Consider the following 26,328-nt stretch of genomic DNA (forward strand, 5'->3'; position numbering starts at 1 on the left):
CAGCAAAGGCCGTGGTCCCCACCAAACGATGGGGCCCACGGCCTTTTGCGTCCGCAGCGCGTCAGGGCTGAGCGGTCGCCCGCCTAGGCAATACGCATGGCGCCGGCGGCAGGGGACACAGTGAAGATGTCCGGTGCCGTGAAGCCGGCGTCGGAGAAGGCCTTCGCGACGGCGGTCCGAACCTGCTGCTCCGCATCCACGGGGGTCAGGGCGATCGCTGCCCCGCCGAACCCGCCTCCGGTCATGCGGGCACCGATGGCCCCGTTCGCCCGTGACGTGTCCACGGCCAGGTCCAGCTCCGGGCACGAAATTTCAAAATCATCCCGCATGGAGGCGTGGCTGGCATCCAGCAGGGGTCCGATGGCAACCGGGCCGGCACCGTCCAGGAGTTCGACCGTCTGGAGCACCCTGTCGTTTTCAGTCACCACGTGCCGCACCCGCCTGAACGTCACCTCATCGAGCAGCCCGGCAGCCTCTTCAAGGTCACCCACCTGGACGTCCCGCAGCGCCTTGACCCCGAGGACCTCCGCCCCGAGCTCGCAGGACGCGCGCCGGGAGGCGTAGCCGCCGTCGGCATGGGAATGGGACACCTTGGTGTCGATGACCAGCAGCACCAGGCCGGCGGGTTCCGTCTCGAACGGAACCAGGGCGGCTTTCTGGTCCCGGCAGTCGAGGAACACCGCATGGCCCTTGGCGCCGCGCAGCGACGCGGACTGATCCATAATCCCCGTGGGCGCGCCCACGAAGTCGTTCTCCGCACGCTGCGTTGCCAGCACCATCTCCTCGGCCGTAAGCCCGGCGCCGGTGAGGTCGTTGAGTGCGGAGATCACGGCGCATTCGATGGCGTGCGACGACGACAGGCCGGCGCCCAGCGGCACCGTGGAGTCAAGGAGCAGGTCCAGGCCGGGGACGTCGATGCCGCGCTCCCGGAGGGCCCACATGACACCCAGGGGGTACTTGGTCCAGCCCTTGGCTGTTCCGGGCTGCAGGGACTCCAGCGAGGTGGTAACGACGCCTTGGTCACCGTATGTGGACAGCAGCCGCACGGTCCGGTCCGGGCGGACCGCGACGGCCACCCGGGCGGTGCGGTCGATGGCGAACGGAAGCACGAACCCTTCGTTGTAGTCGGTGTGCTCGCCGATGAGGTTGACCCGGCCCGGCGCCTGCCACACGCCGTCTGCAGTGCCACCGAAAGCTTCGGCGAAGCGGACGGCGAGATCGACGGCGGAAACCTGGGCTGTGCCGGCCTGGTCCTGGCTGCTCACGCGGAAGCTCCTTCTGGTGCGGCCGCCACGGCGGACGGCTCTGTGGACGCCGGGACAGAGACACTGCGCAGGCGCTCCGCCACGCTTTCCGGCGTGGTGTCGTTGATGAACGCGCCCATCGCTGCCTCCGAGCCGGCGAGGTATTTCAGCTTATCCGCTGCCCTGCGCGGGGAGGTCAGCTGCAGGTGGAGGTAGCCGGCCGGGCGGAGGACATCATCCAGGGGAGCCTGGTGCCACGCGGAGATGTAGGGCGTGGGTGTGGGGTAGAGGGCATCCACCCGCTTGAGCAGGTCGAGGTACACCTCCGCCAGCTCGTCCTTCTCGTCCCCGTCCAAGGCGGCAAGGTCGGGGACGTGGCGATGCGGCACCAAGTGGATCTCCAGGGGCCACCGGGCGGCGAAGGGCACATAGGCGCTGAAATGCGTCCCCTCCACCACCATCCGGCTGCCGTCTTCGCGTTCTGCACGCAGCAGGGAGCCGGTCAGGGTTTCGCTCCCGTCCTTGGCGTCGTAGTACCTCCGGGCGGCAGCGCCCAGGACGCCTGCGCGGGGTGTGACGTAAGGGTAGGCGTAGATCTGTCCGTGTGGGTGATGCAGCGTCACGCCGATATCGGCGCCCCGGTTCTCAAACGGGAACACCTGCTTGATGCCGGCCATGGCGCTGAGCGCAGCGGTGCGCTGTGCCCACGCCTCGATCACTGTGCGGGACCGTTCCCGGGTCAGTCCGCTGAACGAACCGGTGTGTTCAGGAGTGAAGGAGACAACCTCGCAGCGCCCGTAGGCGGGACCTTTCGTTCCCCATCCCGGATCCGCCGGAACGGGCCCCAATGCAGGGCCGAGGGACGGGAAGCGGTTTTCGAATACCACCACGTCGTAGTCGGAAGCCGGAATCTCTGACGCGTTCGAGTCAGTGGTGGGGCAAATGGGGCATTGGTCCGCCGGAGGCAGGTGTGTCCGTGTCTGCCGGTGGGCAGCCACAGCCACCCACTCCCCGGTGAGGGCGTCGAACCGGATCTCGCCCGGTTCGCCCCTGGGCGGCAGCCCGCGATGGTCCGTGGTGAGTTCCGCGGTCCGGGGCGTGGTGCTGCCCGCATCGTCGAAGTACATCAGTTCCCGACCGTCGGAGAGCGTGGTGGTGGTCATCCCTGTCATGGCAAAAGTTTCTCATAAACGCTCAATAAAGAATAGTTAACAACAAAAAGTAACAGTGACGCTCATGCGGGTGCGGCGCCGCCCGTTGTACGGTAGGCCCATGACTGCCTCTTCCGAACCCGAAAACCAAGGTGCCGCGTCCCTCCCGTCCTGCGCGACCGGCCGCCAATACGAGCTGCGCCGCGGCGATGCCGCGGCCGTGGTCACCGAGCTGGCGGCAGGCCTGCGCTCGTACCACCGGGGCGGTGTCCTGCTCACGGAAACCTACGGCGATGACCAGATCGCTCCCGGCGCCACCGGGATTACGCTGGCGCCCTGGGCCAATCGGGTGGAGGACGGGACCTGGCTCCTGGACGGGAAGAAGCAACAGCTGGACATCACGGAAGTGTCCCGCAACAACGCCAGCCACGGACTCCTCCGGAACACCGGCTACTCCCTCGTGGGGAGGTCGGAACATTCGGTGGAACTTGAAGCCACCATCTTTCCGCAGCATGGGTACCCCTTCCTGGCCCGGCATCGGGTGCACTACCAGCTCACCGACGACTTGGGACTCCACGTCAGGCAGACGCTCATCAACGATTCCACGGCTCCGGCTCCCTTCGTCCTGGGCGCACACCCCTACCTGCGGGTCGGCGACACGCCGGTCGAGGACCTGAAGCTGACAGTCGCCGCCGAGACCCGGCTGGTGGCCGATGACCGCCTGATCCCGCGCAGCACGGCGCCGGTGGACGGAGATACCGACTTCCGCTCCGGCAGCGCGATTGCCAATCTCGCAGTGGATGTCGCCTTGACCGACCTGCGCTACGACGGGGGCAGGGCGCGGCACACCCTGGCCGCCGCCGACGGCGCCGCGGTGTCGCTCTGGCAGGACGAAGCCTGCCGCTATGTCCACGTTTTCGTCAGCACCGAATACCCCGGCCGGACCCGCGCCGTGGCCGTGGAACCGATGACCGGACCAGCGAACGCATTCAACTCCGGAGACGGCCTTCGCTGGCTGGCGCCGGGCGAATCCTTCAGCATCGAATGGGGGATCGACTATGTCCCGGCCCCGGCCGGGGCGTTGGTTTCCCATTAGCGCAAGGCTGCGGAAGTATTGGGTTATGACGCCACATGAGGACGCCGTAACCCAGGCAAACCAACCTTCTGCCCCCGCTGCCCCGCTGAGGGTGCTGACGGATCGTGAACTCGACAAGGACATTCCCTACGGCGTCCGCATTGCGGCGTCCTGGTCGTGGCGGCTGGGACTGATCCTGCTGATGGCAGGAACCCTCGTGTGGCTGCTGAGCAAGATCACGCTCCTGATCATTCCGATCATGGTGGCCGCGCTCCTTGCAGGACTCCTGAGTCCGGTCACGCACTGGTTGAAACGCCGGCGCCTGCCCGCCGGCCTCGCCGTGGCCGTGACGGTCCTGGGCTTTATCGGGGTCATCGCGGGTGCGCTGGCCCTGGTGGGCCGCCAGCTTGCGGTCGGGTTCGGAGAGCTCTGGTCACAGGCCCTCGAAGGCATACGGCAGGTCCAGGACTGGCTGTCCACGGGCCCCCTGCACCTCACGGACGCCCAGGTGGACCAGTACGTCAAGGACGCCAGTGACGCGCTGCAGAACAACAGCAGCAGCATCCTCAGCGGTGCGCTCTCCTTCGGCAGCACCGCCGGACACTTTGCGGCCGGGATGCTCCTGTCACTGTTCATCCTTATCTTCTTCCTGCTGGAAGGAGACCGGATCTGGGCTTTCCTGGTCAGGCTGCTGCCCCGAAAGGCACGGGCAGCGACGTTCGGTGCAGGCCGCAAGGGCTGGGCGTCGATGGTCAGCTATGCGCGCATCCAGATGTTCGTCGCTGCCGTCGACGCGATCGGTATCGGCGTAGGCGCGGCCATAATCGGTGTCCCGCTGGCGCTTCCGCTCGGCGTGCTGGTCTTCCTCGGCTCCTTCATCCCGGTGGTGGGCGCCCTGGTGACGGGCGCCGTCGCCATCCTGCTCGCCTTGGTGGCCAACGGCCCGGTCAATGCGCTGGTCATGCTGGCCATCGTCCTGCTGGTCCAGCAACTCGAGGGCCACATCCTGCAACCCCTGGTCATGGGCAAGGCCGTCTCGCTGCACCCTGTGGCGGTAATCCTCAGCGTTGCGGCGGGCTCGTACCTCGCCGGAATCCCCGGGGCGCTCTTTTCTGTACCCATCCTGGCCGTAGCAAACTCGGCCGTTCGCTACATTGCCGCAAGAACGTGGGAACATGAACAAGTGCCGGTCATCGCCGGAAAGCCCATCACAGCAGGAGCGGGCGGGGACAACACCATTGAGGACGTTGAACCGCAGGCTGCATCCGATGCGGGGCTGGAGGCGGCCGGCGCAACAGCCGAAAACCGCGATGCCCGCACCGCCTCCCGAGAGGGCACCGGAGCCGAATCCAGAGGAGAGTAGTCCGTGAAGATCCTTGAAACCCTTCCCGTCACACTGGACGATGTCCTTGAGGCGCAGAAGCTGCTTGACGGGATTATTGCGCGCACCCCCGTGGAATCGTCCCGCGCGCTGGGCGGCATGGTGGGCGGTGACGTCTACTTCAAATGCGAAAACCTGCAACGGGCCGGGTCATTCAAGGTGCGCGGCGCCTACGTCCGCATGGCGCGGCTCTCCGCGGACGAGAAGAAGCGCGGCGTGGTGGCAGCGTCCGCCGGCAACCACGCCCAGGGTGTAGCCGTTGCCGCCAAGAGCCTGGGCATCAAGGCCCGCATCTACATGCCCCTGGGAGTGGCTCTGCCCAAGCTCGCCGCGACCCGCAGCCATGGCGCCGAAGTGATCCTCCATGGACACAACGTTGACGAGGCGCTGGCCGAAGCACAGCGCTACAGCAATGAGACCGGAATGGTCTTCGTCCACCCGTTCGATAACGTGGACGTCGTGGCAGGACAGGGGACCGTTGGCCTCGAAATCCTGGAGCAGGTGCCCACCGTCGACACCGTACTCATGGGCGTGGGTGGCGGAGGGCTCCTTGCTGGGGTCGCCGTCGCCATCAAGGCCCGGGCCGGGGAACTCGGCCGCGAGATCCGCATCATCGGCGTCCAGGCGGAGAATGCCGCCGCCTACCCGCCCTCGCTGGCCGCCGATGCCCTGGTGCCGCTGAAGAAGGTTTCCACCATGGCTGACGGCATCGCCGTGGGCCGCCCGGGGCAGTTGCCCTTCAGCATAATCCGCGAACTGGTCGATGACGTGGTCACCGTCAGCGAGGACTCCCTGGCCCGTGCCCTGATCTTCCTGCTGGAACGGGCCAAAATGGTGGTGGAGCCCGCAGGTGCGGTGGGCGTCGCGGCCCTGATGGACGGCAAGATCGAGAACCCGGGAACCACCGTGGCCGTCCTCTCCGGCGGCAACATCGATCCCATGCTGATGCTCAAGGTCATCCAGCGCGGCCTCTCCGCCGCGGGCCGCTACATGACCGTGCGAATGATGCTGGACGACCGTCCCGGCTCCCTTGCAACCATTGCGCGCATCATCGCCGAAAACGATGCGAACGTCACCGGCCTGGACCACACCCGCGTGGGTGGTTCCATCAGCATGGGCGACGTATCCATCACGGTGAACCTTGAGACCAAGGGCCACCAGCACGGTGAGCAGGTCCTCAGCGCACTCCGCGCTGAAGGTTTCCAGCCGATCGTGGTCCATTAGGACAGGGCATGGCCGGACCTGCTGGTAACCGACGCCTCCCCGGGCGCCAAACCCTGGCGTCGCGCGCGAAGGGCGGCCTGGCGGTGCTGGGCGGCTTCCTTGCCCTGTTGTTCGCCCTGGAGGTGGCCAACTCGCTGATGATGGGCGCGCTGGTCAGGACATTCGGGCTGCGGCCCAGGAGCGCCGACGGGCTGCTGGACATCTTCACCTTCCCGCTGCTGCACGCCAACCTGAACCACCTGCTCTCCAACAGTTTTCCACTGGTTATCTTCGGGTTCCTGGTGTTCCTGTCCGGGCTGCGCGTCTTCCTGACCGCGCTTGCCTTCAGCTGGCTGGGCAGCGGCCTGACCGTGTGGCTCATTGGCGACGGCGTTACCGTGGGGGCATCCGGCCTGGTCTTCGGGTTGTTCTCGTTCCTCCTGGTGCGAGGCTTCTTCAACCGGAGCTGGCGGCAGATCCTGCTCGCCGTGGTCCTGTTCATGGGCTACGGGAGCATCCTGTTGGGCGCCCTGCCGTTCGTTGCCGGTTACGTGAGCTGGCAAGCGCACCTGGGCGGTGCTGCCGGCGGTGTCGTGGCTGCGCTCCTGCTCCGGCCCCGCGTCCCGGCAACCGTGGGGCCCTGAGCAAAGCGCCTGTGTGCCGCCACGGTCGGCTTTAAAACACTGCGGCGGCCGTCCCCTGAGGGGACGGCCGCCGCAGTGTGCCAGCGTCGGCCAGGCCGGCGAAGGCTAGGCTGCGTAGGGCTTGGCGGAGAGGATCTCCACCTTGATGTCTTTGCCGTTCGGAGCGACGTAGCTGAGGGTGTCCCCCTCCTTGTGGCCCACGATGGCGGCACCCAGCGGCGACTTTTCGCTGAAGACATCCAGATCCGAGTCGCCGGCGATTTCACGGGAGCCTAACAGGAACGTCTCTTCGTCCCCGGCGATTTTGGCCACCACGATCATGCCCGGTTCCACGATGCCGTCATCGGCAGGTGCTTCGCCCACGTGGGCATCCCGAAGCAGCACGGTCAGCTGGCGGATGCGGGCTTCAATCTTGCCCTGCTCCTCCTTGGCTGCGTGGTAACCGCCGTTTTCCTTGAGGTCGCCCTCTTGCCGCGCTGCTTCAATCTTCTGGACGATCTCCGCCCGGCCTGCGCCGGAAAGGTGGTCCAGCTCTGCCTTCAGGCGGTCAAAAGCTTCCTGGGTGAGCCAGGCTGCAGAAGCGCTGTTGGTGGTAGACACGGACTTCTCCTCTGGTGGTCCTACATGCAAAAGACCCCGCCATGGTGGCCACTTGTGGAGCAGCAACCAGCTCAGCGGGGTAAAGGTATCTATCCAGTGTAGTCAATCACTTGGAGATAACCCAACCTGGACGAGTCGCCGGTCACATCCCTTGTTGCGCCTGGCTGGGAATCCAGCAGCTGTCCACCAGGCCCGACACGGACTCCGACTCAGTGAGCACGGTGACGCGCTGGGCGACTGTCCTGCCGCCGTCGGCCGTTCCATCCGCCGCCGACGGCGGGATGTCAACCACCTTCCAGCCCACGACGGCGAACTTGGAGTCCAGTGCCTTGACGGCGCACTTCACGGCGTTTCCGGGCTCGCGGGTGACCTGGAAGTCGACCTCGGCAACGGTGGAATCGGTGGTGCTGTAGCCGATGTCCTTGTACGTCACCCCGGACAGGGAATTCGACGTCGAAACCCATGCCAGGAACCCGATTCCGGCCGCGAGGGCGATGCCGATGGCGGTGCGGGTGGCCTTGGGAGTGAACCGGCGCTTTTTAGCACCATACCGATTGGCTAGGCTAGTGTCTGCGGGCGCGGGTTGGGCCGGCTGGTCCGGGGAAGTCACCAGACCAGTTTAGTGCCCTTTCCGCAGGCTCCCTGCGGCGGCCGTGGCCGCCGGTGGGGCACGACGCCCGCTTCAACATCCTTCGGCTGCCACGAGCCGCGAAACAAGAATAAGGAGCCGTCCTTTCCATGACAGCGTCCAGCAACTCCCAGGTGCCGCTCCGGCTGCTCGCAGTCCATGCCCACCCGGACGACGAATCCAGCAAGGGCGCTGCGACCATGGCCATGTACGCAGCCACGGGCGTGGATGTCATGGTGGCAACCTGCACGGACGGGTCGCGCGGCGACATCCAGAACCCGGCAGTCGAAGGCGAACCACACCCGAAGCGGGACATGGCCGGTGCCCGCAGGCTGGAAATGGCCAACGCAGCCTCCATCCTTGGCATCAAGCAGGCGTGGCTTGGATTCGTCGACTCCGGACTTCCCGAAGGCGATCCCCTTCCGCCGCTTCCGGCCGGTTCGTTCGCCACCTTGCCCCTGGAACGGGCTGCGGCGCCGCTGGTGCGGCTGGTCCGTTCGTTCAAACCGCACGTCATCCTCAGCTACGACGAAAACGGCGGCTACCCCCACCCTGACCACATCATGGCCCACCGTGTGGCTGTGGAAGCTTTCGAAGCCGCCGGCGATCCGGGACGCTACCCGGACGCGGGGGAGGCGTGGGAGCCGAGCAAGCTCTACTACGACCGCGCCTTCAGCCCCGAACGGTTCCGGGCCCTGCACTTTGCGCTGGAAGAGGCGGGCCTCCAGTCCCCGTATGCCGAGCGTTTGGCCGCGTGGCTCGAATCCGACGCCGAGGGCCACACCCCGCCGCCGGCGCCGCACCCCACCACCACACAGATCGACTGCGGCGACTACTTCGAAGTTCGTGACGACGCCCTGCGCGCCCACCGGACGCAGGTGGACCCGCTGGGGTTCTTCTTCGCCGTCTCACCCGACATGCAGCGCCGGACCTGGCCCTGGGAGGACTACTCCCTGATCCATTCGAGGGTGCCGTCCGAGCTCCCGGAGAAGGACTTGTTCGCCGGGCTAAGATAGTCAGAGCAGGCTTTTTCTATCAAGCGTAGAAGTCGGGTGCGTCCCAGGCCCGTGCTGTCCGCCTCCTGCTGCATCCGTTCCACCAAAAGGTATCAATCGTGCATTCACTGCTCCTCCGCCTCGCCACCACGCCGACCCCGTTGCCCACTCCAACGCTTCGGGACGGGATCTCCGAGGACCAGGTGACCCCCGGCCTGCTGGGGTTCGTCATGACGGCTTTCTTCGTGGTGGCCACGGCCTTGCTGATCGTCGATATGGTGCGCCGGATCCGCCGGGTGCGCTACCGCGCCCAGGTGGAGGAAGAACGCATGGCGGCCGCAACCGCGGCAGACGTGGAGGCGGCTGACGCGCAGGACGGGCTCGACGACGGCCCGCGCCCGGCAGCGCCGGAGTCCAACGGAAACGGGCTCCAGCGGCCGGGGGAGTAAACCGGCGTCAGGCCAGGACGGCCAGTGCGATGGCAACGAAGTGCGCTGCGAAAGCCAGCACCGTCAGTGCATGGAACAGTTCGTGGAAGCCGAAGTGGTGGTAGCTGAAGTTTGGCTTCTTCAGGGCGTAGAAGACGGCGCCGGTGATGTAGAGAACTCCGCCCACGCAGATCAGGACCGCTGAAGCCGGGCTCGCCTGGAAGAACTGCGGCAGGTAGAACAGGGCGCCACAGCCCAGCGCGATGTAGATGGGCACGTACAGCCAGCGGGGCGCATCGGTCCACAACAGCCGGAACAGCACGCCAAGGATGGCCCCGGACCAGATGACCCACAGGAGGATCACCGCCTGCGGGCGTTCCAGGAGCGTCCATGCCAGCGGCGTGTAGGTGCCGGCGATGACGAGCATGATGTTGGTGTGGTCCAGCCGCTTGAGGACCAGCTTGACCCGTGGGGACCAATTTCCGCGATGGTAGACGGCACTGACACCGAACAGCAGCACGCCGGTGGCCGCAAAGACGGCAGAGGTGATCCGCCGGTCCGCGGTAGGGGCCAGGACAACCAGGACGATGCCCGCGGCAAGCGCCAGCGGGGCGGTGACGGTGTGGATCCAACCCCGCCATTTCGGTTTGATCATCAGCAGTTCCGCCAGGCGGACGGCAGCATCATCCACTGCGTTGGGCCCGGGCCCGTCGCCGGGGTTGCTGCCCTCCGGCCCGGACGGCCGGGAACTGTGCGGAGCGTCGCTGTTCATTGGTCCAGAATAACTTACGCATCGGTAAGTTACTCGTTGGTAACTTTTAGCGTCGGATCCGCCTCCCGGACCCCGGCGCGTCCCGGAGCGCTGCTGGCGGTAGCCTAGGATGTGGATGTACGTACGGCAGGAAAGTCAGGTGAGTGGACGCGTGGAGTTGCCCGGGTTCCTCTATGGCTACTACGAACGCCGGCTGCTGAAGGATCTCCCGCGCGACCGGATTCCCCGCCACATTGGCGTCATGGTAGACGGCAACCGGCGCTGGGCCAAGCAGTTCAACGCCCCCACCAGCCAAGGCCACCAGGCGGGCGCGGACAAGATCCATGAGTTCCTCGGCTGGTGCCAGGAACTCGGCGTCAAGGTGGTCACGCTGTACATGCTGTCCACTGACAACATGAACCGGTCCAGCGAGGAATTGGACCTCCTGATGGGCATCATCGCCAACACGCTGGACCGGCTCGATGACGACGCCAATATTTCCGTCCACGCGATGGGTGCCCCTGAACTGCTTCCGGACTACTTGGCCGAGCGGCTCAACAAGCTGACTGCGCGGACTCCGGTGCGGGAAAAGATCCACGTCAACGTCGCCGTCGGGTACGGGGGAAGGCGGGAAATTGTCGACGCCGTCCGCGAACTCCTGCACGACGCCGTCGCCAAGGGCATGGACATTTCCAAGCTCGCCGACGACCTGTGCGTCGATGACATCTCGCGCTTCCTCTACACCCGCGGCCAGCCTGACCCGGACCTGGTGATCAGGACATCGGGGGAGCAGCGGCTCTCCGGCTTCCTCATGTGGCAGAGCGCCTACAGCGAGTTCTATTTCTGCGAGGCCCTGTGGCCTGCCTTCCGAAAAGTCGATTTCCTCCGCGCCCTGCGTGACTACGCCGGCCGGCAGCGGCGCTTCGGCGCCTGACACCCCCGGTTCAGCACGAGTTAATCGATGCGCAACGGGAATCGCCGCGTAATGGTTGCGGAAACTTGGCCGGGTGGATTTACGTTATATCCATCAGCAGGCAAAACCGCCGGCTGATCGGGGAGGCCAATACATGGAGCGAAACATCGCACCGGTTGTATGGGAGGCCGGACCCGGCCTCGTGGCCGAGCCGCCTCACCAATAACAATTCCGGGCTGGTGCCCGGGGCTGGAGTCGATGTGGCTACTTCTGAACGACTGCCCGAGGTCCTGGCTGGACAGGGCGGAAAAGCTACCTCTCGCGCCGAGCGCGCTACTTTTGAAACCGGCGCAGCAACTGATGCTGCGGCCGGTTTCGCTGTCTCCGGAAGGGAAGCCGACATCCACACCTTCGTCATCGACACGTCAGTCCTGCTCTCGGACCCCCGGGCACTCCTGCGGTTCGCCGAGCATGAAGTCGTGGTGCCAATCGTTGTGATCACCGAACTTGAGGCAAAACGGCACGACCCCGAACTGGGCTACTTCGCCCGGAAGGCCCTGCGGCTCCTGGACGACCTCCGGGTCAAGCACGGCGGACTGAATCAGGCCATTCCCATTGGTGACGACGGCGGCACCCTGGTGGTGGAGCTCAACCACATTTCGGCGGAGGTACTGCCACTGGGCTTCCGCAGCGGTGACAACGACAGCCGGATCCTTGCCGTCGCCAAGAACCTGGCCAACGAGGGCCGCAACGTCACTGTGGTCTCCAAGGACCTCCCCATGCGGGTCAAAGCGTCCGCCATGGGCCTTACCGCCGACGAATACCGCAATGAGCTCGTCAAGGACTCAGGCTGGACCGGTGTCGCCGAAATCGAAGCCGACGAACAGGAGATCTCTACCCTGTACGGGCACGAACCCGTGTTCATCCCCGCCGCGGCGGAACTGCCCGTCAACACCGGACTGGTCCTGCTTTCCAACCGCGGCTCGGCCCTGGGCCGGGTGGGGGCGGACAAGCAGGTGCGCCTGGTCAAGGGCGATCGAGATGTCTTCGGCCTCCACGGCCGGTCCGCCGAGCAGCGGCTCGCCATCGACATGTTGATGGATCCGGGCGTCGGCATCGTGTCCATTGGCGGACGCGCCGGCACCGGAAAATCGGCGCTCGCCCTTTGCGCGGGCCTCGAAGCCGTACTCGAACGCCGCGAACACCGGAAGGTGATTGTGTTCCGGCCGCTCTACGCCGTGGGCGGCCAGGAACTTGGCTACCTGCCCGGTTCGGAATCCGAAAAGATGAACCCCTGGGCCCAGGCCGTCTTCGACACGCTCGGGGCCTTGGTCAGCCAGGAAGTGGTGGAGGAAGTCATGGACCGCGGCATGCTCGAGGTCATGCCGCTCACGCACATCCGCGGCCGCTCCCTGCACGACGCCTTCGTGATCGTGGACGAGGCGCAGTCACTGGAGAAGAACGTGCTGCTGACGGTGATGAGCCGAATGGGCCAGAACTCCAAGATCGTCCTTACCCACGACGTCGCCCAGCGGGACAACCTCCGGGTCGGGCGCCACGACGGAATCGCCGCCGTCGTCGAAACCCTGAAGGGACACCCGCTCTTCGGCCACGTCACCCTCACCCGCTCCGAAAGGTCCCCGATCGCCGCCCTGGTGACGGAGCTGCTCGAAGGCTAGTACCGGGATTGGCAAAGGGCCGTGGCCGGGTTCGCCGGGCCACGGCCCTTCGCCGTCGCTTAGACACGACGCATAGGGGCGCCTGCGGTCGTTCGGCGAGCTGCGCACATGTCCGGTTCGAGTCCTTCGCGTAGGAGCGCATCGCCGACCAGAGCGTTGCGCAGGTCGCCCAGCGACCGTAGCGGCGCGCCGGGAGGTGTCTAAGCGACGGCGAAGGGCTCGAAGCGGACGAACCCGGCCACTGCCCGGCCAACCCAGCCCGGACTTACGCGACCTTCAGGAACTTTGCCGCTGCTTCGTGGCCCTCCACCTTCAGCGTCCATTCGGGGCGGGTAAACGTTTCGGGGGTGAGGCGGACGTGCTGGAGCGTTTCGACCTTGGTACCCCAGGCTTTGCGGGTGATCCCGTTCAGTTCGTAGCCAAGGGAGCGCGAGACGCCCAGGGAGGCGTCGTTCCAGGATGCGGCCTCGGATTCGGCCACGTCGGCGCCCAGCCAGTCAAAGGCCCAGAGCACGACGGCGGCACGCATCTCCGTGCCCAGTCCGCGCCCTTGGACGGACTGCTGAAGCCAGGAGCCGGTGCTGACGGTCTTGAGGCTTGCGAAGTCCTTGGCACCAATGTCCTGGCAGCCGACAAAACGTCCCTCGTGCCAGATGCCAAGCAGCAACGTCCAGTTTTCCGGGGAGCATTCGGCTCTGCACCGCCAGTACCAGCGGGCCATGTTCGGGCCCAGTTCGTCGTCCGGAAGTTCCGTCCAGGGCATACTGAACGGGTTGCGGCCGGCCTCGTGGATGCCGCTGCGGGCCGCTGCCACGGCGGCGGGCACGTCCTGATCGGTGATGGGCCGGAGCTCAAGCCGGGGTGTGGCCAGCCGAAGGTCGAACAGGGGCCAGATGGAGCTCAGGGAAGTCATCCGCGAAGCCTAGCTGATCGTCACCGCCGGTACCTGTCACGCTCAGGCGGGGAGGTCCCAGGTGATGTGCCGCCGGACGTCTGTGAGGTTCATGGACTGGGCCAGGAACAGGTCATCAAGCATGTATTCGTCCACGGCAATGATGCGGATCCAATGCCCGTAATCACCGGTCCCCGGTTCCAGTGACCGGCTGGCGACGCAGACCCCGGTGCCCACGTCCACGCGGAGGCGCGTGCGCCCGGGAAGGCACAGCGGAGCAGCGGCATCCCCCGGGTGGTAGGCGGCGTTAGGGACCACCACCGCTTCCAGGGCGGCCCTGCCTTCGTGCTCGACATGGTGGATGTCCTTGATGTCCAGTGCGTTGCTGCCCGGGAATTCGATGGGAACCGGAGCGTTGCCGGCGAGCTCAACGGGGTCCAGGGCGGCCGAGAAGCGTCCGTTGCCGAAACCTGGTTCGCCGTACGCTGCCTCAGGCCTGCGGCGGACCTGTCCGGCGTCGTCATAGACGGGGGTGACCAAATGGGGCGGCAGGAGCCAGGACTTGCGGGTGGAGCTGACGTAGAAGTCACCACGGGAATCGTTGATTCCGGTGGTGCTGTGCAGCACCAGGCCATCCGGACTCTCCAGCCGGAGCGCCCCGGGCCGCCGCAGCCACGCCCGGACGAACGGCGCCCCCGGTCCGGGAGCCGCATCGAATGGCTGGTCCCAGTACTCGAACCTCAGGGACTGCCACTTCCAGGGGGATGACCGGCACAGGTTCCGGAACGCGGCAGCCGGATCCGCGGGTGTGCCAGGAGGGTCCGGAACCGTCCGGCGCCGGGACTCCCAGGTCGACATATCCACAGTTTACGCGGCGGCGCTACGGCCGGTACTGCCGGATCCAGTAGCATCCGAGGGGTGATCGGACGACTGGGCGACCTGTGGCAGTACACCCCCGTGGCCTTCTGGCTGGTGCTGGCCGCCTGCCTCCACTTTGTGGTGATGGCTGTGCGGCTCACCGTTATCGATGTCCGGCACCATCTCCTGCCCAACCGAATCGTGTTTCCCTCCTATGCCGTGGCAGGATTCCTTCTCCTGGCCGCAGCGGCGACGGGCTGGGGCGGGGCGGTGGCGGCCGCGGGGGATCCGAACGGCAACCCCATCATGCCTGTTGTCAGGGTGCTGGCGGGGGCTGCGATCCTCTGGCTTTTCTACTTCGTCCTTCGCCTTGCCTATCCGCCCGGGATGGGATTCGGCGATGTGAAGCTGGCGGGCGTGCTGGGCATGTACCTTGGCTACCTCAGTTGGGGACATCTCTTCGCCGGCACCTTCCTCGCGTTCCTGCTCGGCGGCCTGTGGTCGCTGGCGCTCCTGGCGGCCCGCAGGGGAACGCTGAAGTCCGCCATCCCGTTTGGCCCGTTCATGCTTGCCGGGGCCGCGGCCGCCATGCTGCTGCCGGCTTAGGTTTACGGCCTTGGGACGTCTTTGGCCTTGGGTAGGCTGGCATTATGCCTGCACCTGAATACGTTCTGAAACTGCGCAAGAAGATCGGCAACGACCCCCTCTGGGTTCCCGGCGTACGGGGCGTGGTGGTCGATGACGGGGGCAGGATCCTGCTGGCCCAGCGGGCGGACAACCGGCAGTGGGCCCTGATCAGCGGGATGCTGGACCCGGGGGAGCAGCCTGCCCGGGGCCTGGTCCGGGAGATCTTTGAGGAAACGGCCGTGGTGGCGGAAGCCGAACGCGTGGTATCCGTGGGGGCGGTAGGTCCGGTGACCTACCCGAACGGCGACGTCTGCGAATTCCTCGACGTCGTGTTCTTGTGCCGCTACGTGTCCGGCGACGCCAGGGTGAACGATGACGAGTCCCTGGCGGTTGGCTGGTTCGGACTGGACGAGCTTCCCGAGCTCATGCCGGGCCACCTGACCAGCATCCGCCAGGCGCTGACGCCGGCAGGAGCCGTCTACTTCGAGCCGTAGGGGTGCTCGGGGCCTGCCCGTTCCCGGCCGGGCCCGGTGCCAGGTTGGCGGTACGGAACAGGGACGCCGCAACCCCCAAGATTGCGGCGTCCCTGTTGGTCTCAGCCGGCCCTGGGTGCCCAGGCCCGGCACCCGGCCAGCCACGGCTGCGCCAGGCGTCCGACGACGGTCAGCGGCCCGGGGAGACCAGCTCGCCGTCGTCGTCCTTGGCATGCTCGTCTGCAGCGCGGGCCGCGGAGCTGGCGGGCAGCCCGGCAGCGAGCCGTTCTGCTTCCTCCCCGCCGACTGCCTCGCCGCGTGCCACCATACCGGCGGTATCCGACAACGGGATCTGCTTGAGCGTCAGGGCCAGCAGCAGTGCCACGGCAATGAACGGCAGCAGATACCAGAACACGGGTGCCAGCGAATCGGCGTAGGCGTTCACGATGGCGTCGCGCAACTGTGAGGGAAGCTGGCTCAACGCCTGCGGGTCCAGCGTCCGGGTGGACTGCCCGGCCTGCTCGGCGGAGGCTCCCGACCCCGTGAAGGCAGCGGTCAAGGCCTCGGAGAGGCGCGTGGTGAAGATTGACCCGAAGACGGCGACGCCCATGGCGGCGCCAACTTCGCGGAAGTAGTTGTTGGTGCTGGTGGCGGTGCCGATCTGGTCCGCGGGGACGGAGTTCTGGACCACCAGGACCACTACCTGCATGATCAGGCCCAGCCCGGCGCCGAACACGAACAGCTGAAGGCAGATGACCCAGATGGGGGTGCTCGCGGCAAGGGTGGTCATCCACAGCATGGCGGCCATGGTGAAGGCGGCACCCAGGATGGGGAACATCTTGTATTTGCCGGTCTTGGAGATCCTGATGCCCGAGTAGATGGACGTGCCCATGAGGCCGGCCATCATGGGCAGCATCAGCAGCCCGGATTCTGCGGCCGACGTGCCCGAGGACATCTGCAGGAACGTGGGGACGAAGGCGATGGCGGAGAACATGCCAAGGCCAAGGGTGAAGCCGATGGCTGTGGCGTTGATGAAGATCCGGTTCCCGAACAGGCTCAACGGGATGATCGGATCCTCGGCTCGCCGTTCCACCAGCACGAACGCGGCCGCGGAGACCAGCAGGCCGGCGCCAAACGCCCAGGTGAGGGGTGAATCCCAGCCTTCGTCCTTCTTCCCGCCGAAGTCGGTGAAGAAGATCAGGCAGGTGGTGGCCGCGGAGAGCAGGACCACGCCCAGGATGTCGATCCGTTTCTCGGCCTTCTTGTTGGGCAGCGTCAGGGCGAACCAGGCGATGGCGAACGCGGCAACGCCCACCGGAATGTTGATGTAGAAGGCCCACTCCCAGGTGAGGTGGTCAACGAAGAAGCCGCCCAGCAGCGGGCCGGCCACGGCCGACAGGCCGAAGATGGCGCCCAGCGGGCCCATGTACTTGCCGCGCTCCTTGGCGGGCACGATGTCGGCGATGATGGCCTGGGACAGGATCATCAGGCCGCCGCCGCCCAGGCCCTGGATGGCGCGGAAGATGACGAAGCCCCAGAAATCCGTGGCCAGTGCGCAGCCCACGGAGGCGAGGGTGAAGAGGGCGATGGCCACCAAAAACAGGTTGCGGCGCCCCAGGATGTCCCCGAATTTGCCATAGATGGGCATGACGATGGTGGTGGCCAGCAGGTAGGCCGTGGTGATCCAGGCCTGGTGTTCCACGCCGCCCAGCTTGCCCACGATGGTGGGCATGGCGGTGGAAACGATGGTTTGGTCCAGGCTGGACAACAGCATTCCGGCGATCAGCGCGGAAAAGATGATCCAGATGCGTTTTTGCGTCAGCAGCAGTGGCCCTGCCGGCGCCTTGGTGGTGGCGGTACTCATGATTGTCCTTCTGCGGCGGTGGTGTCCGGAATGTCGAATGGCTGGGAGAAGAGCAGGCTGGCAGCGGAGATGTTCTCCAGGAGCAGGTCCCGGTACGGGCGTGTGTTGCCGTCGGAGAAATAGGCCATGCTGCTCTTGCGGGCGATGGTGCTCAGCAGGACCACGGCCATCTGCACCACCGGGTGGTCCGGGGCCACGCCTTCGCGCCGTGCCACGTCCTTGGCGAACTGGGCTTCCCGGTGCTCGGTGACGCCGATGATGCGGAGGATGAGCTGCGGTTCCTTGCGGACCACGCCTATCAGTTGCCGGGTATCTTCCTCGGACTCCGTCATGTCCTCGGCCAGGCACAGGGAGAGCCGGACAAGGTCCCGGAAGAGGGTGGGTGAGATGGCACCGGCGGGTGAATCCGAACCGCCGGCCACGAAGTCGTCGATGACCGCCGACGGGACGTCATCGTCCGCGTGGCCGATGATGGCGTCTTCCTTGGTGGGAAAGTAGTTGAAAAAAGTCCGGCGTGAGATAGCCGCCGCCTCGCAGACTTCCTCCACGGTGTAACCGTTGAGCCCGTGCTCGGCGGTCATGCTGCGGGCAGCGGCGGTGATGGCGCGCCGGGTGGCGGCCCGTTTGCGTTCGCGGAGTCCGGGATCCGAAGTTGCACTGTTACCCACAAAGTAAAGTTTTGCACTAAGTGAAAACAAGTGCAAGTTTTGCTGGGAGCCGGCAGGGGCTTAAACGGACGACGGCGGCCGGTACCTTTCCTGCGAAAGGTGCCGGCCGCCGTCGGACGCTGCGGCGGGTTATGCCTTGTGCGCCGGAGCCGTCATGGTGGTGACGTCCAGGGCCTTGTCCAGGTCTGCCTCTGACACCTTGCCGTCGCCGTCGCCGACGAAGCCAAGCTGCTCGGTGGCCTGGCGGATGGTCAGGCCCTCCTTGACGGCGGTCTTGGCGATCTTGGCGGCGTTCTCGTAGCCGATGTACTTGTTCAGCGGGGTGACGATGGACGGGGAAGCTTCGGCGAGGAAGCGGGCGCGCTCCACGTTGGCGGTGATGCCGTCGATCATCTTGTCCGCCATGACGCGGCTGGTGTTGGCCAGCAGCCGGATGGACTCAAGCAGGTTGGCGGCCATGACCGGGATGCCCACGTTGAGCTCAAACGCGCCGTTGGTGCCGGACCAGGCGATGGCGGTGTCGTTGCCGATGACCTGGGCTGCCACCATGATGGACGCCTCGCAGATGACCGGGTTGACCTTGCCCGGCATGATGGAGGAGCCCGGCTGCAGGTCCGGGATGGCAATTTCGCCGAGGCCGGTATTGGGGCCCGAGCCCATCCAGCGGAGGTCGTTGTTGATCTTCATGAAGGAGATGGCGATGTTGCGCAGCTGGCTGGAGGCTTCGATCAGGCCGTCGCGGTTTGCCTGTGCTTCGAAGTGGTCGCGCGCCTCGGTCAGCGGCAGGCCGGTGTCCGTGGCGAGCAGTTCGATGACGCGCTCCGGGAAGCCTGCGGGGGTGTTGATGCCGGTCCCCACGGCGGTACCGCCCAGCGGCACCTCGGCGACGCGGGGGAGCGAGGCGTTGATCCGCTCGATGCCGTAGCGCACCTGCGCGGCGTAGCCGCCGAACTCCTGGCCCAGGGTGACCGGGGTGGCGTCCATGAGGTGGGTGCGGCCGGACTTGACCACGTCCTTGAACTCAACGGCCTTGCGCTCCAGCGACTCGGCCAGGTAGCCCAGTGCGGGGATCAGGTCGTTGATCAGCGCGGAGGTGGCGGCGACGTGGACCGAGGTGGGAAACACGTCGTTGGAGGACTGCGAAGCGTTGACGTGGTCGTTCGGGTGGACCACCTTGTCACTGCCGGCAGCCTTCAGGGCGCGGGTGGCCAGCTCTGCCAGGACCTCGTTGGTGTTCATGTTCGAGGAGGTGCCGGAGCCGGTCTGGAAAACGTCGATGGGGAAGTCGCCGTCGTACTTGCCGGCGGCCACCTCGTCGGCAGCGTCTGCAATCGCCTTGGCCAGCTCGCCGTCGAGCACGCCCAGTTCTGCGTTGGCCTGGGCGGCAGCCTTCTTGACCCGGGCCAGCGCCTCAATGTGGGTGCGTTCCAGGGTCTTGCCGGAAATGGGGAAGTTCTCCACTGCCCGCTGCGTCTGCGCGCGGTACAGTGCGTTCACGGGGACGCGGACTTCGCCCATCGTGTCATGTTCAATGCGGAACTCTTCAGTGGAAGTCATGGGGCTAGCTTATGGCGATCAGGGGCCCCATCGAAAACCGTTAAGGGGGCCGCACGGAGGTCCCGTGCAGCCCCCTTGGCGGTGTGGCTACAGCTCGCCGATTCCGTAAACCAGGTCAGCGCGGCCTTCCGCCAAGCGGTAGGAAAGGCCGACGACGGCGGTGCGGCCGCCCTCGATTGCGTCGGAAATCACACGGGAGCTGTCCGCCAGGCGCTGCGAGGTCTGCTTGACGTGCTCCACCACCATGTCGTTGACCTCGTGCTGGTCGTTGCGCAGCGAGGTCAGGACAGAGGGCGTGATGCGCTCGACGAGGTCGCGGATGAAGCCTGCCGGCATCTCGCCGGTCTCCACGGCGTCCTTGGTGGCTGTCACGGCGCCGCAGCTGTCGTGGCCGAGGATGACAATCAGGGGCACGTTGAGCACTCCCACGCTGTACTCCAGGGAGCCCAGGACGGCGTCGTCGATCACTTGGCCGGCGGTGCGGACCACGAAGACGTCGCCCAGGCCGACGTCGAAGATGATTTCCGCCGCAAGCCGGGAGTCGGAGCAGCCGAAGATCACCGCGAACGGATTCTGCGTCTCCACCAGCGATGAGCGGCGGGATGCGTTCTGGTTCGGATGGGAGGACTCGCCGTTTACGAAACGTTCGTTGCCTTCGCGCAGGCGGCGCCAGGCCAGTGCAGGGGTCAGGTTAGTCGTCACGGCCCCACTTTACGGCGTGGGGGCCGCCGAGGGTGAAACTGTGACGGCCGGGCTGCTGTCCAGGGAGGTCACGACGGCGGCCGCAAGCGTGGAGAATTCGTCCAGTTGGGCGGCGCCGGAGAGGATGACGGTGCTGCCCCGGTAGTTCAGGATCATCGACTTTTCGCCCTTGCCGGTGTCACGCAGTTCCCAGTCCTGGCCGCCGGCGTTCCGGGTACCCGTGACGGGGGCGTTCTTGGTCTGCTGGAGGAGCCAAGTGGGGTTGGAACTCTTGGTCTGCACGAGGGCGATGAATGAGGTCTTGGGCGTCAGGTAGCCGACTTCCCACGTGGGCACGCCGCTGCCCGTCCCGGCCTCCCACCGCGCGTAGTTGGCGCGGAAGGCGTTGCCGGTATCCGGTGCGACGGGTGTGAATCCGGCCACATCCGCGGCGTTCCGGGCCACCGACGCGACGTCGATGTCCGGCCGGTAGCCGTCACTTTTCGGTTGCGGGTTCATGAGGACCACGGGCAGGAACGCGGCAATGCTGAGGACCAGGGCAATGATCATTCCGATCACCGAGGCGTTGGCCCGTTTGGCGGCCGCCGCCGGAATGACGGGCTTTACGGGGGTTTCCGCACCGGCCTTTGCTGCCTCGGGCCGGCCCTCGGGCTGTGCCTGGCCGGAATTGGGGCTGGTGGCTTCCTGCATGTCATTCACTTCTCTATAGTCGCCCATCCCGGAGCCGTAGTTCCATTCGGGGGTCAGCAGGCCGCGGAGGCGGATGTCCGGGCACATTGCGCCGCAGCGTCATGGGCCGCCCGCCGAGCGGCGCCGCGACTATGATCGGTACCAGAGGAATCACCGCTCTGCTGCACCGGCAAGCGGGTTCAATGATCGCCACTCGAAGAAGAGGTTCACGTGTCACCAGCGTCCATGACCCAGAAGTACTCCACGATTTCACCGTCCCTTGCGGTGGGCCACGACGAGCCGGACCGCAACCTTGCCCTTGAACTCGTCCGCGTCACCGAGGCCGCGGCCATTGCCGGCGGCCACTGGGTTGGCTTCGGCGACAAGAACACCGCTGACGGTGCGGCCGTCGATGCCATGCGCTCCTTCCTGCAGACGGTTCACTTCAACGGCGTTGTGGTCATCGGCGAAGGTGAAAAAGACGAAGCCCCCATGCTGTTCAACGGCGAACGCGTCGGCGACGGCACCGGCCCCGAGGTGGACGTTGCCGTGGACCCCATTGATGGAACACGGCTGACCGCCCTGGGCATCAACAATGCGCTGGCCGTCCTGGCCGTCGCCGAGCGGGGCTCCATGTTCGACCCCTCCGCCGTGTTCTACATGGAAAAGCTCGTCACCGGTCCCGAAGCGGCGGACATGGTTGACCTGCGCCTGCCGGTCAAGCAGAACCTGCACCTGATCGCCAAGGCCAAGGGCGTGAAGGTGAACCAGCTCAACGTCATGATCCTGGACCGGGACCGGCACCGCCCGCTGGTGGAGGAAATCCGCGAAGCCGGCGCGCGCACCAAGTTCATCATGGACGGCGACGTCGCCGGGGCCATCGCGGCGGCCCGCTCCGGCACCGGCGTGGACGCCCTGATGGGCATCGGCGGTACCCCTGAGGGCATCGTGGCCGCCTGCGCCATCAAGTCCCTCGGCGGCGTCATCCAGGGCCGCCTCTGGCCCACCAGCGACGAAGAGAAGCAGAAGGCCATCGACGCCGGCCACGACCTGGAGCGCGTGCTTTCCACCAATGACCTCGTCTCCAGCGACAACTGCTACTTCGCCGCGACGGGCATCACCGACGGAGACCTGCTCAAGGGCGTCCGCTACTCCAAGGACAAGGTCCTGACCCAGTCCATCGTGATGCGTTCAAAGTCGGGAACCATCCGCTTCGTGGATGGCGAGCACCAAGCCAGCAAGTGGGAGGGCTACGCCCGCAAGAGCTGATCCGCATCCGGAAACGGATACCAGGGCCCCGGGGCGCCATGCGCGCTGCCGGGGCTTTGGCGTTAACGCCTTGGTATAGGGTTTAAGCCATGATTCCTGCCGTTGTGCCCTGTATTGACCGCGCCCTCTGGGACGAATATGTCGACCGGTTCCAGGGCCACCCGCAGCAGCTGTGGGGCTGGGGAGAGACCAAGGCGATGCACGGCTGGTCCGTGGACCGGGTCCTCGTCAAGGCCGGTGACGAAACCATTGGCTGTGCCCAGCTCCTGGTCCGGAAGCTGCCTGCACCCTTCCGAGCCCTGGTCTACATCCCTCGCGGTCCGATGTGCACCGTGGAGAATGCGCAGGAGGTGCTCAACCGGCTGGCCGAGCACGCAGCCCTTCGGCACCGCGGCGTTGCCCTCAGCATCGAACCCGACTGGGACCGCGGCTCGGCCTTCGCCGGTGCCGTCGCCGCGGCCGGCTTCCGGGAATCGGCAAACACCGTCCTGATCCCCAGGACATTGATCCTGGACCTTACCCGGTCAGACGATGAACTGATGGCGGAGATGTCCAAGTCAACGCGGGCCAACATCCGCAAGGCGATGCGCAGCGACGTGGAATTCCGCAAGGTCAAGAACGACTCCGAGCTGGAGCAGGTGCTTGCGATCTACCACGACACGGCGGAACGTGCCGGGTTCGGCATCCACGAGGACCAGTACTATCGCGACATCTTCCGGAACCTGGGGGACGCCTCGCCCATCGTCGCAGCCTTCGACGGCGAACAGATGCTTGCGTTCACGTGGCTTTCCCGCAGCGGCACCACCGCGTTCGAACTTTATGGCGGCGTGTCCGCCGAGGGCCAGAAGCAGCGCGTGAACTACGGGGTCAAGTGGGCGGCATTGCAGTTGATGCGGGAAGACGGCTGCAGCCGGTATGACTTCAACGGCCTCCTCAACGACGGCATCTCCGACTTCAAGAAGCAGTTCGCCAAGCATGAGGACATGCTCCTGGGGACCTGGGAAAAGCCGTTGTCGCCGTTCTACCCCGCGTACTCCACAGCCATGCCGCTGGCCCGCAAAGGCCTCCAGGCGGCCCGCCGGCTGGTCAAGGGCGCGGCGGGCCGGGCGCAGGGGCTGATGAAGCGGCGCTAGAGTCCGGTAGTCACGGCGAAGGCCAGGGCAGGCTCGCTGCTGCCTGCTGCCCGGTGGACGTTGACCGGGGCCTCGGCAGCGGCCACGAACGCGCTGGAACCGCGGGACAGTTCCAGGTCGCCCTTGGGTGAGTCCAGGTAGACGGCACCGGCCACCACTATGACCACGGCGGCGCCGGACTGGGCCAACGGGACGGGGCCGGAGTCCGGGCCCAACTCGATGCGCTGAAGCTGGAACTCCCCGAACGGCGGCCGGTACACCTCCTGGTCCATCATGGTCCTCCCGGCGTGCAGCATCGGAACGGCCACCGGGTGGAAGTCGATGGTCTTCAGGAGCTCCGGCACATCGATGTGCTTGGGGGTCAGGCCGCCGCGCAGGACGTTGTCCGAGGACGCCATGACCTCCACGCCGAGGCCATGGAGGTACGCGTGGACGTTTCCTGCCGGCAGGTAGACGGCCTCACCGGGCTGCAGGGAGATCCTGTTCAACAGCAGCGAGATCAGGACTCCGGGATCGCCGGGGTACTTCTCATTGAGGCTGATGACGGTTCCGAGCTCGGCCTCGTACGGCGCCAGGGGAGCTCCTGAAAGCAATGCTGCCACCACCAGGGCCGTAGCCTCGGCCACGGCCTGCCCGCCGGTGATGAGCCGTTCGAAGGCATCGTGCAGGCCGGCGCCTTCATCTTCCGCGGAGAGGTCGGACAAGAGGTCCTGCACCAGGACAGGGCACTCATCCGGTGACGGAAAGGTCCCGGCAACGTGGTCCAGGATCTTCCGGGTCTCGGCCGCCGGGCGGAACCCGCACAACGCCTCGAACGGCGTGAGGGCGAAGATCATTTCCGGCTTGTGGTTGTCGTCCTTGTAGTTCCGGTTGGCGGCATGGGGGTCGAGCCCTGCATCCTTTTCCCGCGCGAACCCGGCCCTTGCCTGCTCCAGGCTGGGATGGACCTGGAGGGACAGCGGCTGGGCTGCGGCCAGGATCTTGGCCAGGAAGGGCAGCCGCGGGCCAAAAGCGGCCACTGATTCCGCACCCAGGAAATGCTCAGGGTCGGTGGCGATCAGGTCGTCGAGCGGGCGTCGTCCGCCGTCCTCGGAAATGTGGGCCACCGACGGCGAATCAGGGTGCGCGCCGATCCACAGTTCGGCCTCGGGCCGCCCGGATTCGGGGCGGCCGAGCAGCGAGGCGATCGCCGTCGTCGAGCCCCATGCGTAATCCCGAAGGACGTTCTCGATCTGGTACAAGGATGTTCCGTTTCCCTAGGTGTGATGGGACGGCTACAGTGCGGCGCACTGGCCGTTGGTGGCCACGAGGTTGCGGATGGCCTGCTCGTTGCCTTGGCGCTTGAAATCGTCCAGCATCTGCTCCGTGATCGGCTCGCCGCCGGGGGTGGTGGTCACCGGTGTGAAGTCCGACGGCGCCGTGGACTCCTGTGGCAGTCCTCCGGTCATGGCCCGGGAAAGCCCGGCCGGTCCTGCCGCCTGGACGTGCCCGGCACCGGCTGCCGGTGCGTTGATCGTGTCGTCGGACGCCCCTGTTGCCTGGGCTCCTGACGCCGACGCCAGCAGCTGGTCCACACGGTCGTGGATCTGGTCGAAATCGGGGTTGGTGGAGAATGCGGGGTCGAAGTCCGGCGGCCCGATGGTGAGCCGCTTGACCTCCTTGCCCTTGGCCTTGATGGCCAGGTCCACAAAACTGCCCAGCTGGGTGGAGGAAATGTTGGACTCCACCACCTTGGTGCCGGCGTTGGCAATGTCCTCGAATTTGGACAGCAGGGTGGCCGGGTCCAGCTGCTTGAGCATGGCCTGCTGCACGCACTGTTGGCGGGCGATGCGGGCGTAGTCGTCCACGAACTCGCGTGACCGCCCGTACCAGAGGGCGTGGTAGCCGTCCAGGGTGTTGTCGCCGGCCGGTATCCAGCCCAAGGGCATGCCGTGGATGCCGTTGGCTTCATTGATGGTTTCACCGCTGATGGGCACCCAGCCGCCCGCCTTGATCCTGATGCCGCCCATGGCATCGATCAACTTGGAAAAGCCGTCCATGTCCACCAGGACGTAGGCCTGGATGTCCATGCCAAGCGTGCCGGATACGGCCTCCAGGGTGGCCTGCGCCCCAGGGTCCGCCACGCCCGGGTAGAGATTGGCGTGCTCGTTGGTGACCTCGGTGTTGATGGCGTTGATCAGGCATTCGTCCCCGCAGTCGTAGCCGTCGGGGTAGATGGCGCGCATGGGCGAGTTCGCGCTGAACTGGGCATTTTGGAAGTTCCGGGGGATGGAAATGATGGCTGTCTGGCCGGTCTTGGCGTCAACGCTCAGCACGGAAAGGCTGTCGGGGCGGCGACCGGTGCGGTCGTCTCCGGCGTCGCCGCCCATCATCAGGAAGTTGTACCTGCCGTCCACTGGCTCAATGGCGGGCCCGGACGAGAAAATGCTGCCGATCGCATTACGGCCCACGTTCAGAAGGTAGGCGGCGTAGCCCAGGGACCCGCTGCCAAGGACCAAGGCCAGCACCAGGGCGATCCCGACAGCGGGGCGGGCCGGCGGTGCCAGCAGGACCGGGCGGATGATTCGCAGGGTGTTGACGAACAGCAGGGCCCAGCTAACAGCCAGGGCCGTCAGCAGGATCACCAGGACCAGTGACGTGACGGGGTTGGTGAACACGTTGATCACCAGCGTCCGGTCCAGCAGGAGGAGGACCACTGCCACGGCCAGGAGTGCCCAGACACAGAGCGTGGTGCGCAGCGCGATCCTGCCCAGCTTCCGGTCGCCGGCCACGAGCTGGGCGCTTCCCGGTACCAGCAGCGTCAGGAGGACCAACACGAAGGCCCGTTTGGTGCGGACTGCCGGGGAAGCGCCGGCCGGGTAACGGACCGGATCAGTCAAAATCGCTCCGGTGCCCGGCTGCTGCGTGCTGCTGGCCATTCCCGC

26 protein-coding genes are annotated in these 26,328 nt (G+C 66.2%); 12 read left to right on the top strand and 14 right to left on the bottom strand.

Annotated elements, in window-relative coordinates; translation table 11 throughout:
- Window positions 1-83 precede the first annotated feature (83 nt).
- Window positions 84-1,265 carry a galactokinase gene (gene galK / locus DFO47_RS14600; RefSeq protein ID WP_133832128.1) on the bottom strand — a complete coding sequence of 394 codons (1,182 nt, stop codon included), beginning with the start codon at window positions 1,263-1,265 and terminating at the stop codon, window positions 84-86.
- A complete protein-coding gene (galT, locus tag DFO47_RS14605) occupies window positions 1,262-2,416 on the bottom strand; it encodes a galactose-1-phosphate uridylyltransferase (RefSeq protein ID WP_133832129.1) in 1,155 nt (384 codons plus the stop codon). Before galT ends, galK begins: the two co-directional genes overlap by 4 nt.
- A 100-nt stretch (window positions 2,417-2,516) precedes the next feature.
- On the opposite strand from galT, the gene DFO47_RS14610 reads away from it, so the two are divergent.
- From DFO47_RS14610 to DFO47_RS14625, 4 genes are read left to right on the top strand one after another with little or no spacing between them, the layout of a single operon-like run.
- Window positions 2,517-3,491: an aldose 1-epimerase family protein gene (locus DFO47_RS14610; protein ID WP_133832130.1), complete on the top strand. Its 975-nt coding sequence runs from the start codon at window positions 2,517-2,519 to the stop codon at window positions 3,489-3,491.
- A 25-nt stretch (window positions 3,492-3,516) separates the two neighbouring features.
- Complete coding sequence (locus DFO47_RS14615; RefSeq protein WP_240617806.1) at window positions 3,517-4,833, top strand: AI-2E family transporter; 1,317 nt, start codon at window positions 3,517-3,519, stop codon at window positions 4,831-4,833.
- Window positions 4,834-4,836: 3 nt separating this feature from the next.
- On the top strand, window positions 4,837-6,075 hold the full coding sequence (gene ilvA, locus DFO47_RS14620) for a threonine ammonia-lyase (protein WP_133832131.1): 1,239 nt from the start codon (window positions 4,837-4,839) through the stop codon (window positions 6,073-6,075).
- An 8-nt stretch (window positions 6,076-6,083) separates the two neighbouring features.
- The gene (locus DFO47_RS14625; protein ID WP_133832132.1) at window positions 6,084-6,698 is read left to right on the top strand and encodes a rhomboid family intramembrane serine protease; all 615 of its coding nucleotides are present in this window, start codon (window positions 6,084-6,086) and stop codon (window positions 6,696-6,698) included.
- A gap of 105 nt (window positions 6,699-6,803) precedes the next feature.
- Here DFO47_RS14625 and greA read toward each other — a convergent pair whose 3' ends face one another.
- Window positions 6,804-7,298 (bottom strand): transcription elongation factor GreA, encoded by a 495-nt coding sequence (gene greA / locus DFO47_RS14630; RefSeq protein WP_018761893.1) that lies wholly within the window; start codon window positions 7,296-7,298, stop codon window positions 6,804-6,806.
- A gap of 142 nt (window positions 7,299-7,440) precedes the next feature.
- A complete protein-coding gene (locus DFO47_RS14635) occupies window positions 7,441-7,908 on the bottom strand; it encodes a DUF4307 domain-containing protein (protein WP_018761892.1) in 468 nt (155 codons plus the stop codon).
- Between the two features lie 128 nt (window positions 7,909-8,036).
- Between DFO47_RS14635 and mca the strand changes: the two genes are divergently transcribed.
- On the top strand, window positions 8,037-8,942 hold the full coding sequence (gene mca, locus DFO47_RS14640; RefSeq protein ID WP_018761891.1) for a mycothiol conjugate amidase Mca: 906 nt from the start codon (window positions 8,037-8,039) through the stop codon (window positions 8,940-8,942).
- 98 nt (window positions 8,943-9,040) lie between these two features.
- Window positions 9,041-9,370, top strand: a complete 330-nt coding sequence (locus tag DFO47_RS14645) for a hypothetical protein (protein WP_109863465.1) — start codon at window positions 9,041-9,043, stop codon at window positions 9,368-9,370.
- A gap of 7 nt (window positions 9,371-9,377) precedes the next feature.
- Here DFO47_RS14645 and DFO47_RS14650 read toward each other — a convergent pair whose 3' ends face one another.
- Window positions 9,378-10,019: a hemolysin III family protein gene (locus tag DFO47_RS14650; RefSeq protein WP_043424022.1), complete on the bottom strand. Its 642-nt coding sequence runs from the start codon at window positions 10,017-10,019 to the stop codon at window positions 9,378-9,380.
- A gap of 253 nt (window positions 10,020-10,272) precedes the next feature.
- Between DFO47_RS14650 and DFO47_RS14655 the strand changes: the two genes are divergently transcribed.
- The gene (locus DFO47_RS14655; RefSeq protein WP_018761888.1) at window positions 10,273-11,034 is read left to right on the top strand and encodes an isoprenyl transferase; all 762 of its coding nucleotides are present in this window, start codon (window positions 10,273-10,275) and stop codon (window positions 11,032-11,034) included.
- A 239-nt stretch (window positions 11,035-11,273) separates the two neighbouring features.
- Window positions 11,274-12,692, top strand: a complete 1,419-nt coding sequence (locus tag DFO47_RS14660; RefSeq protein ID WP_109863464.1) for a PhoH family protein — start codon at window positions 11,274-11,276, stop codon at window positions 12,690-12,692.
- A 265-nt stretch (window positions 12,693-12,957) separates the two neighbouring features.
- Here DFO47_RS14660 and DFO47_RS14670 read toward each other — a convergent pair whose 3' ends face one another.
- Both DFO47_RS14670 and DFO47_RS14675 read right to left on the bottom strand, forming a co-directional pair.
- Window positions 12,958-13,605, bottom strand: a complete 648-nt coding sequence (locus DFO47_RS14670) for a GNAT family protein (protein ID WP_133832133.1) — start codon at window positions 13,603-13,605, stop codon at window positions 12,958-12,960.
- Between the two features lie 42 nt (window positions 13,606-13,647).
- Window positions 13,648-14,442, bottom strand: coding sequence for a hypothetical protein (locus DFO47_RS14675; RefSeq protein WP_133832134.1), 795 nt, complete (start codon window positions 14,440-14,442; stop codon window positions 13,648-13,650).
- Between the two features lie 60 nt (window positions 14,443-14,502).
- Here DFO47_RS14675 and DFO47_RS14680 point away from each other — a divergent pair, with 60 nt between their 5' ends.
- Window positions 14,503-15,048 carry an A24 family peptidase gene (locus DFO47_RS14680; RefSeq protein ID WP_133832135.1) on the top strand — a complete coding sequence of 182 codons (546 nt, stop codon included), beginning with the start codon at window positions 14,503-14,505 and terminating at the stop codon, window positions 15,046-15,048.
- Between the two features lie 44 nt (window positions 15,049-15,092).
- Window positions 15,093-15,563, top strand: a complete 471-nt coding sequence (locus DFO47_RS14685) for an NUDIX domain-containing protein (RefSeq protein ID WP_109863460.1) — start codon at window positions 15,093-15,095, stop codon at window positions 15,561-15,563.
- A gap of 169 nt (window positions 15,564-15,732) precedes the next feature.
- Here DFO47_RS14685 and DFO47_RS14690 read toward each other — a convergent pair whose 3' ends face one another.
- The 5 genes from DFO47_RS14690 to DFO47_RS14710 all read right to left on the bottom strand — a co-directional run bounded on the left by DFO47_RS14690 (window position 15,733) and on the right by DFO47_RS14710 (window position 21,110).
- Window positions 15,733-17,406, bottom strand: a complete 1,674-nt coding sequence (locus DFO47_RS14690) for an MDR family MFS transporter (RefSeq protein WP_133832136.1) — start codon at window positions 17,404-17,406, stop codon at window positions 15,733-15,735.
- Window positions 17,403-18,074, bottom strand: a complete 672-nt coding sequence (locus DFO47_RS14695) for a TetR/AcrR family transcriptional regulator (RefSeq protein WP_133832137.1) — start codon at window positions 18,072-18,074, stop codon at window positions 17,403-17,405. Before DFO47_RS14695 ends, DFO47_RS14690 begins: the two co-directional genes overlap by 4 nt.
- A 129-nt stretch (window positions 18,075-18,203) precedes the next feature.
- Window positions 18,204-19,631 carry a class II fumarate hydratase gene (locus tag DFO47_RS14700; RefSeq protein ID WP_018761880.1) on the bottom strand — a complete coding sequence of 476 codons (1,428 nt, stop codon included), beginning with the start codon at window positions 19,629-19,631 and terminating at the stop codon, window positions 18,204-18,206.
- Between the two features lie 87 nt (window positions 19,632-19,718).
- Window positions 19,719-20,333 carry a carbonic anhydrase gene (locus DFO47_RS14705; RefSeq protein ID WP_018761879.1) on the bottom strand — a complete coding sequence of 205 codons (615 nt, stop codon included), beginning with the start codon at window positions 20,331-20,333 and terminating at the stop codon, window positions 19,719-19,721.
- Window positions 20,334-20,342: 9 nt separating this feature from the next.
- The gene (locus tag DFO47_RS14710; protein WP_240617805.1) at window positions 20,343-21,110 is read right to left on the bottom strand and encodes a DUF4245 domain-containing protein; all 768 of its coding nucleotides are present in this window, start codon (window positions 21,108-21,110) and stop codon (window positions 20,343-20,345) included.
- A gap of 138 nt (window positions 21,111-21,248) precedes the next feature.
- Here DFO47_RS14710 and glpX point away from each other — a divergent pair, with 138 nt between their 5' ends.
- Window positions 21,249-22,271, top strand: a complete 1,023-nt coding sequence (gene glpX, locus DFO47_RS14715; protein WP_018761877.1) for a class II fructose-bisphosphatase — start codon at window positions 21,249-21,251, stop codon at window positions 22,269-22,271.
- Window positions 22,272-22,360: 89 nt separating this feature from the next.
- Entirely contained in the window at window positions 22,361-23,404 is a 1,044-nt protein-coding gene (locus DFO47_RS14720; RefSeq protein ID WP_109863456.1) for a peptidoglycan bridge formation glycyltransferase FemA/FemB family protein, read from the top strand.
- On the opposite strand, the gene manA is transcribed toward DFO47_RS14720, so the two are convergent.
- On the bottom strand, window positions 23,401-24,645 hold the full coding sequence (gene manA / locus DFO47_RS14725) for a mannose-6-phosphate isomerase, class I (protein WP_133832138.1): 1,245 nt from the start codon (window positions 24,643-24,645) through the stop codon (window positions 23,401-23,403). The genes DFO47_RS14720 and manA overlap by 4 nt on opposite strands.
- 33 nt (window positions 24,646-24,678) lie before the next feature.
- Window positions 24,679-26,322 carry an LCP family protein gene (locus tag DFO47_RS14730; protein WP_133832139.1) on the bottom strand — a complete coding sequence of 548 codons (1,644 nt, stop codon included), beginning with the start codon at window positions 26,320-26,322 and terminating at the stop codon, window positions 24,679-24,681.
- Between the last annotated feature and the right edge of the window lie 6 nt (window positions 26,323-26,328).

It is taken from the genome of Arthrobacter sp. AG258 (assembly GCF_004364695.1).
Classification (GTDB): domain Bacteria; phylum Actinomycetota; class Actinomycetes; order Actinomycetales; family Micrococcaceae; genus Arthrobacter.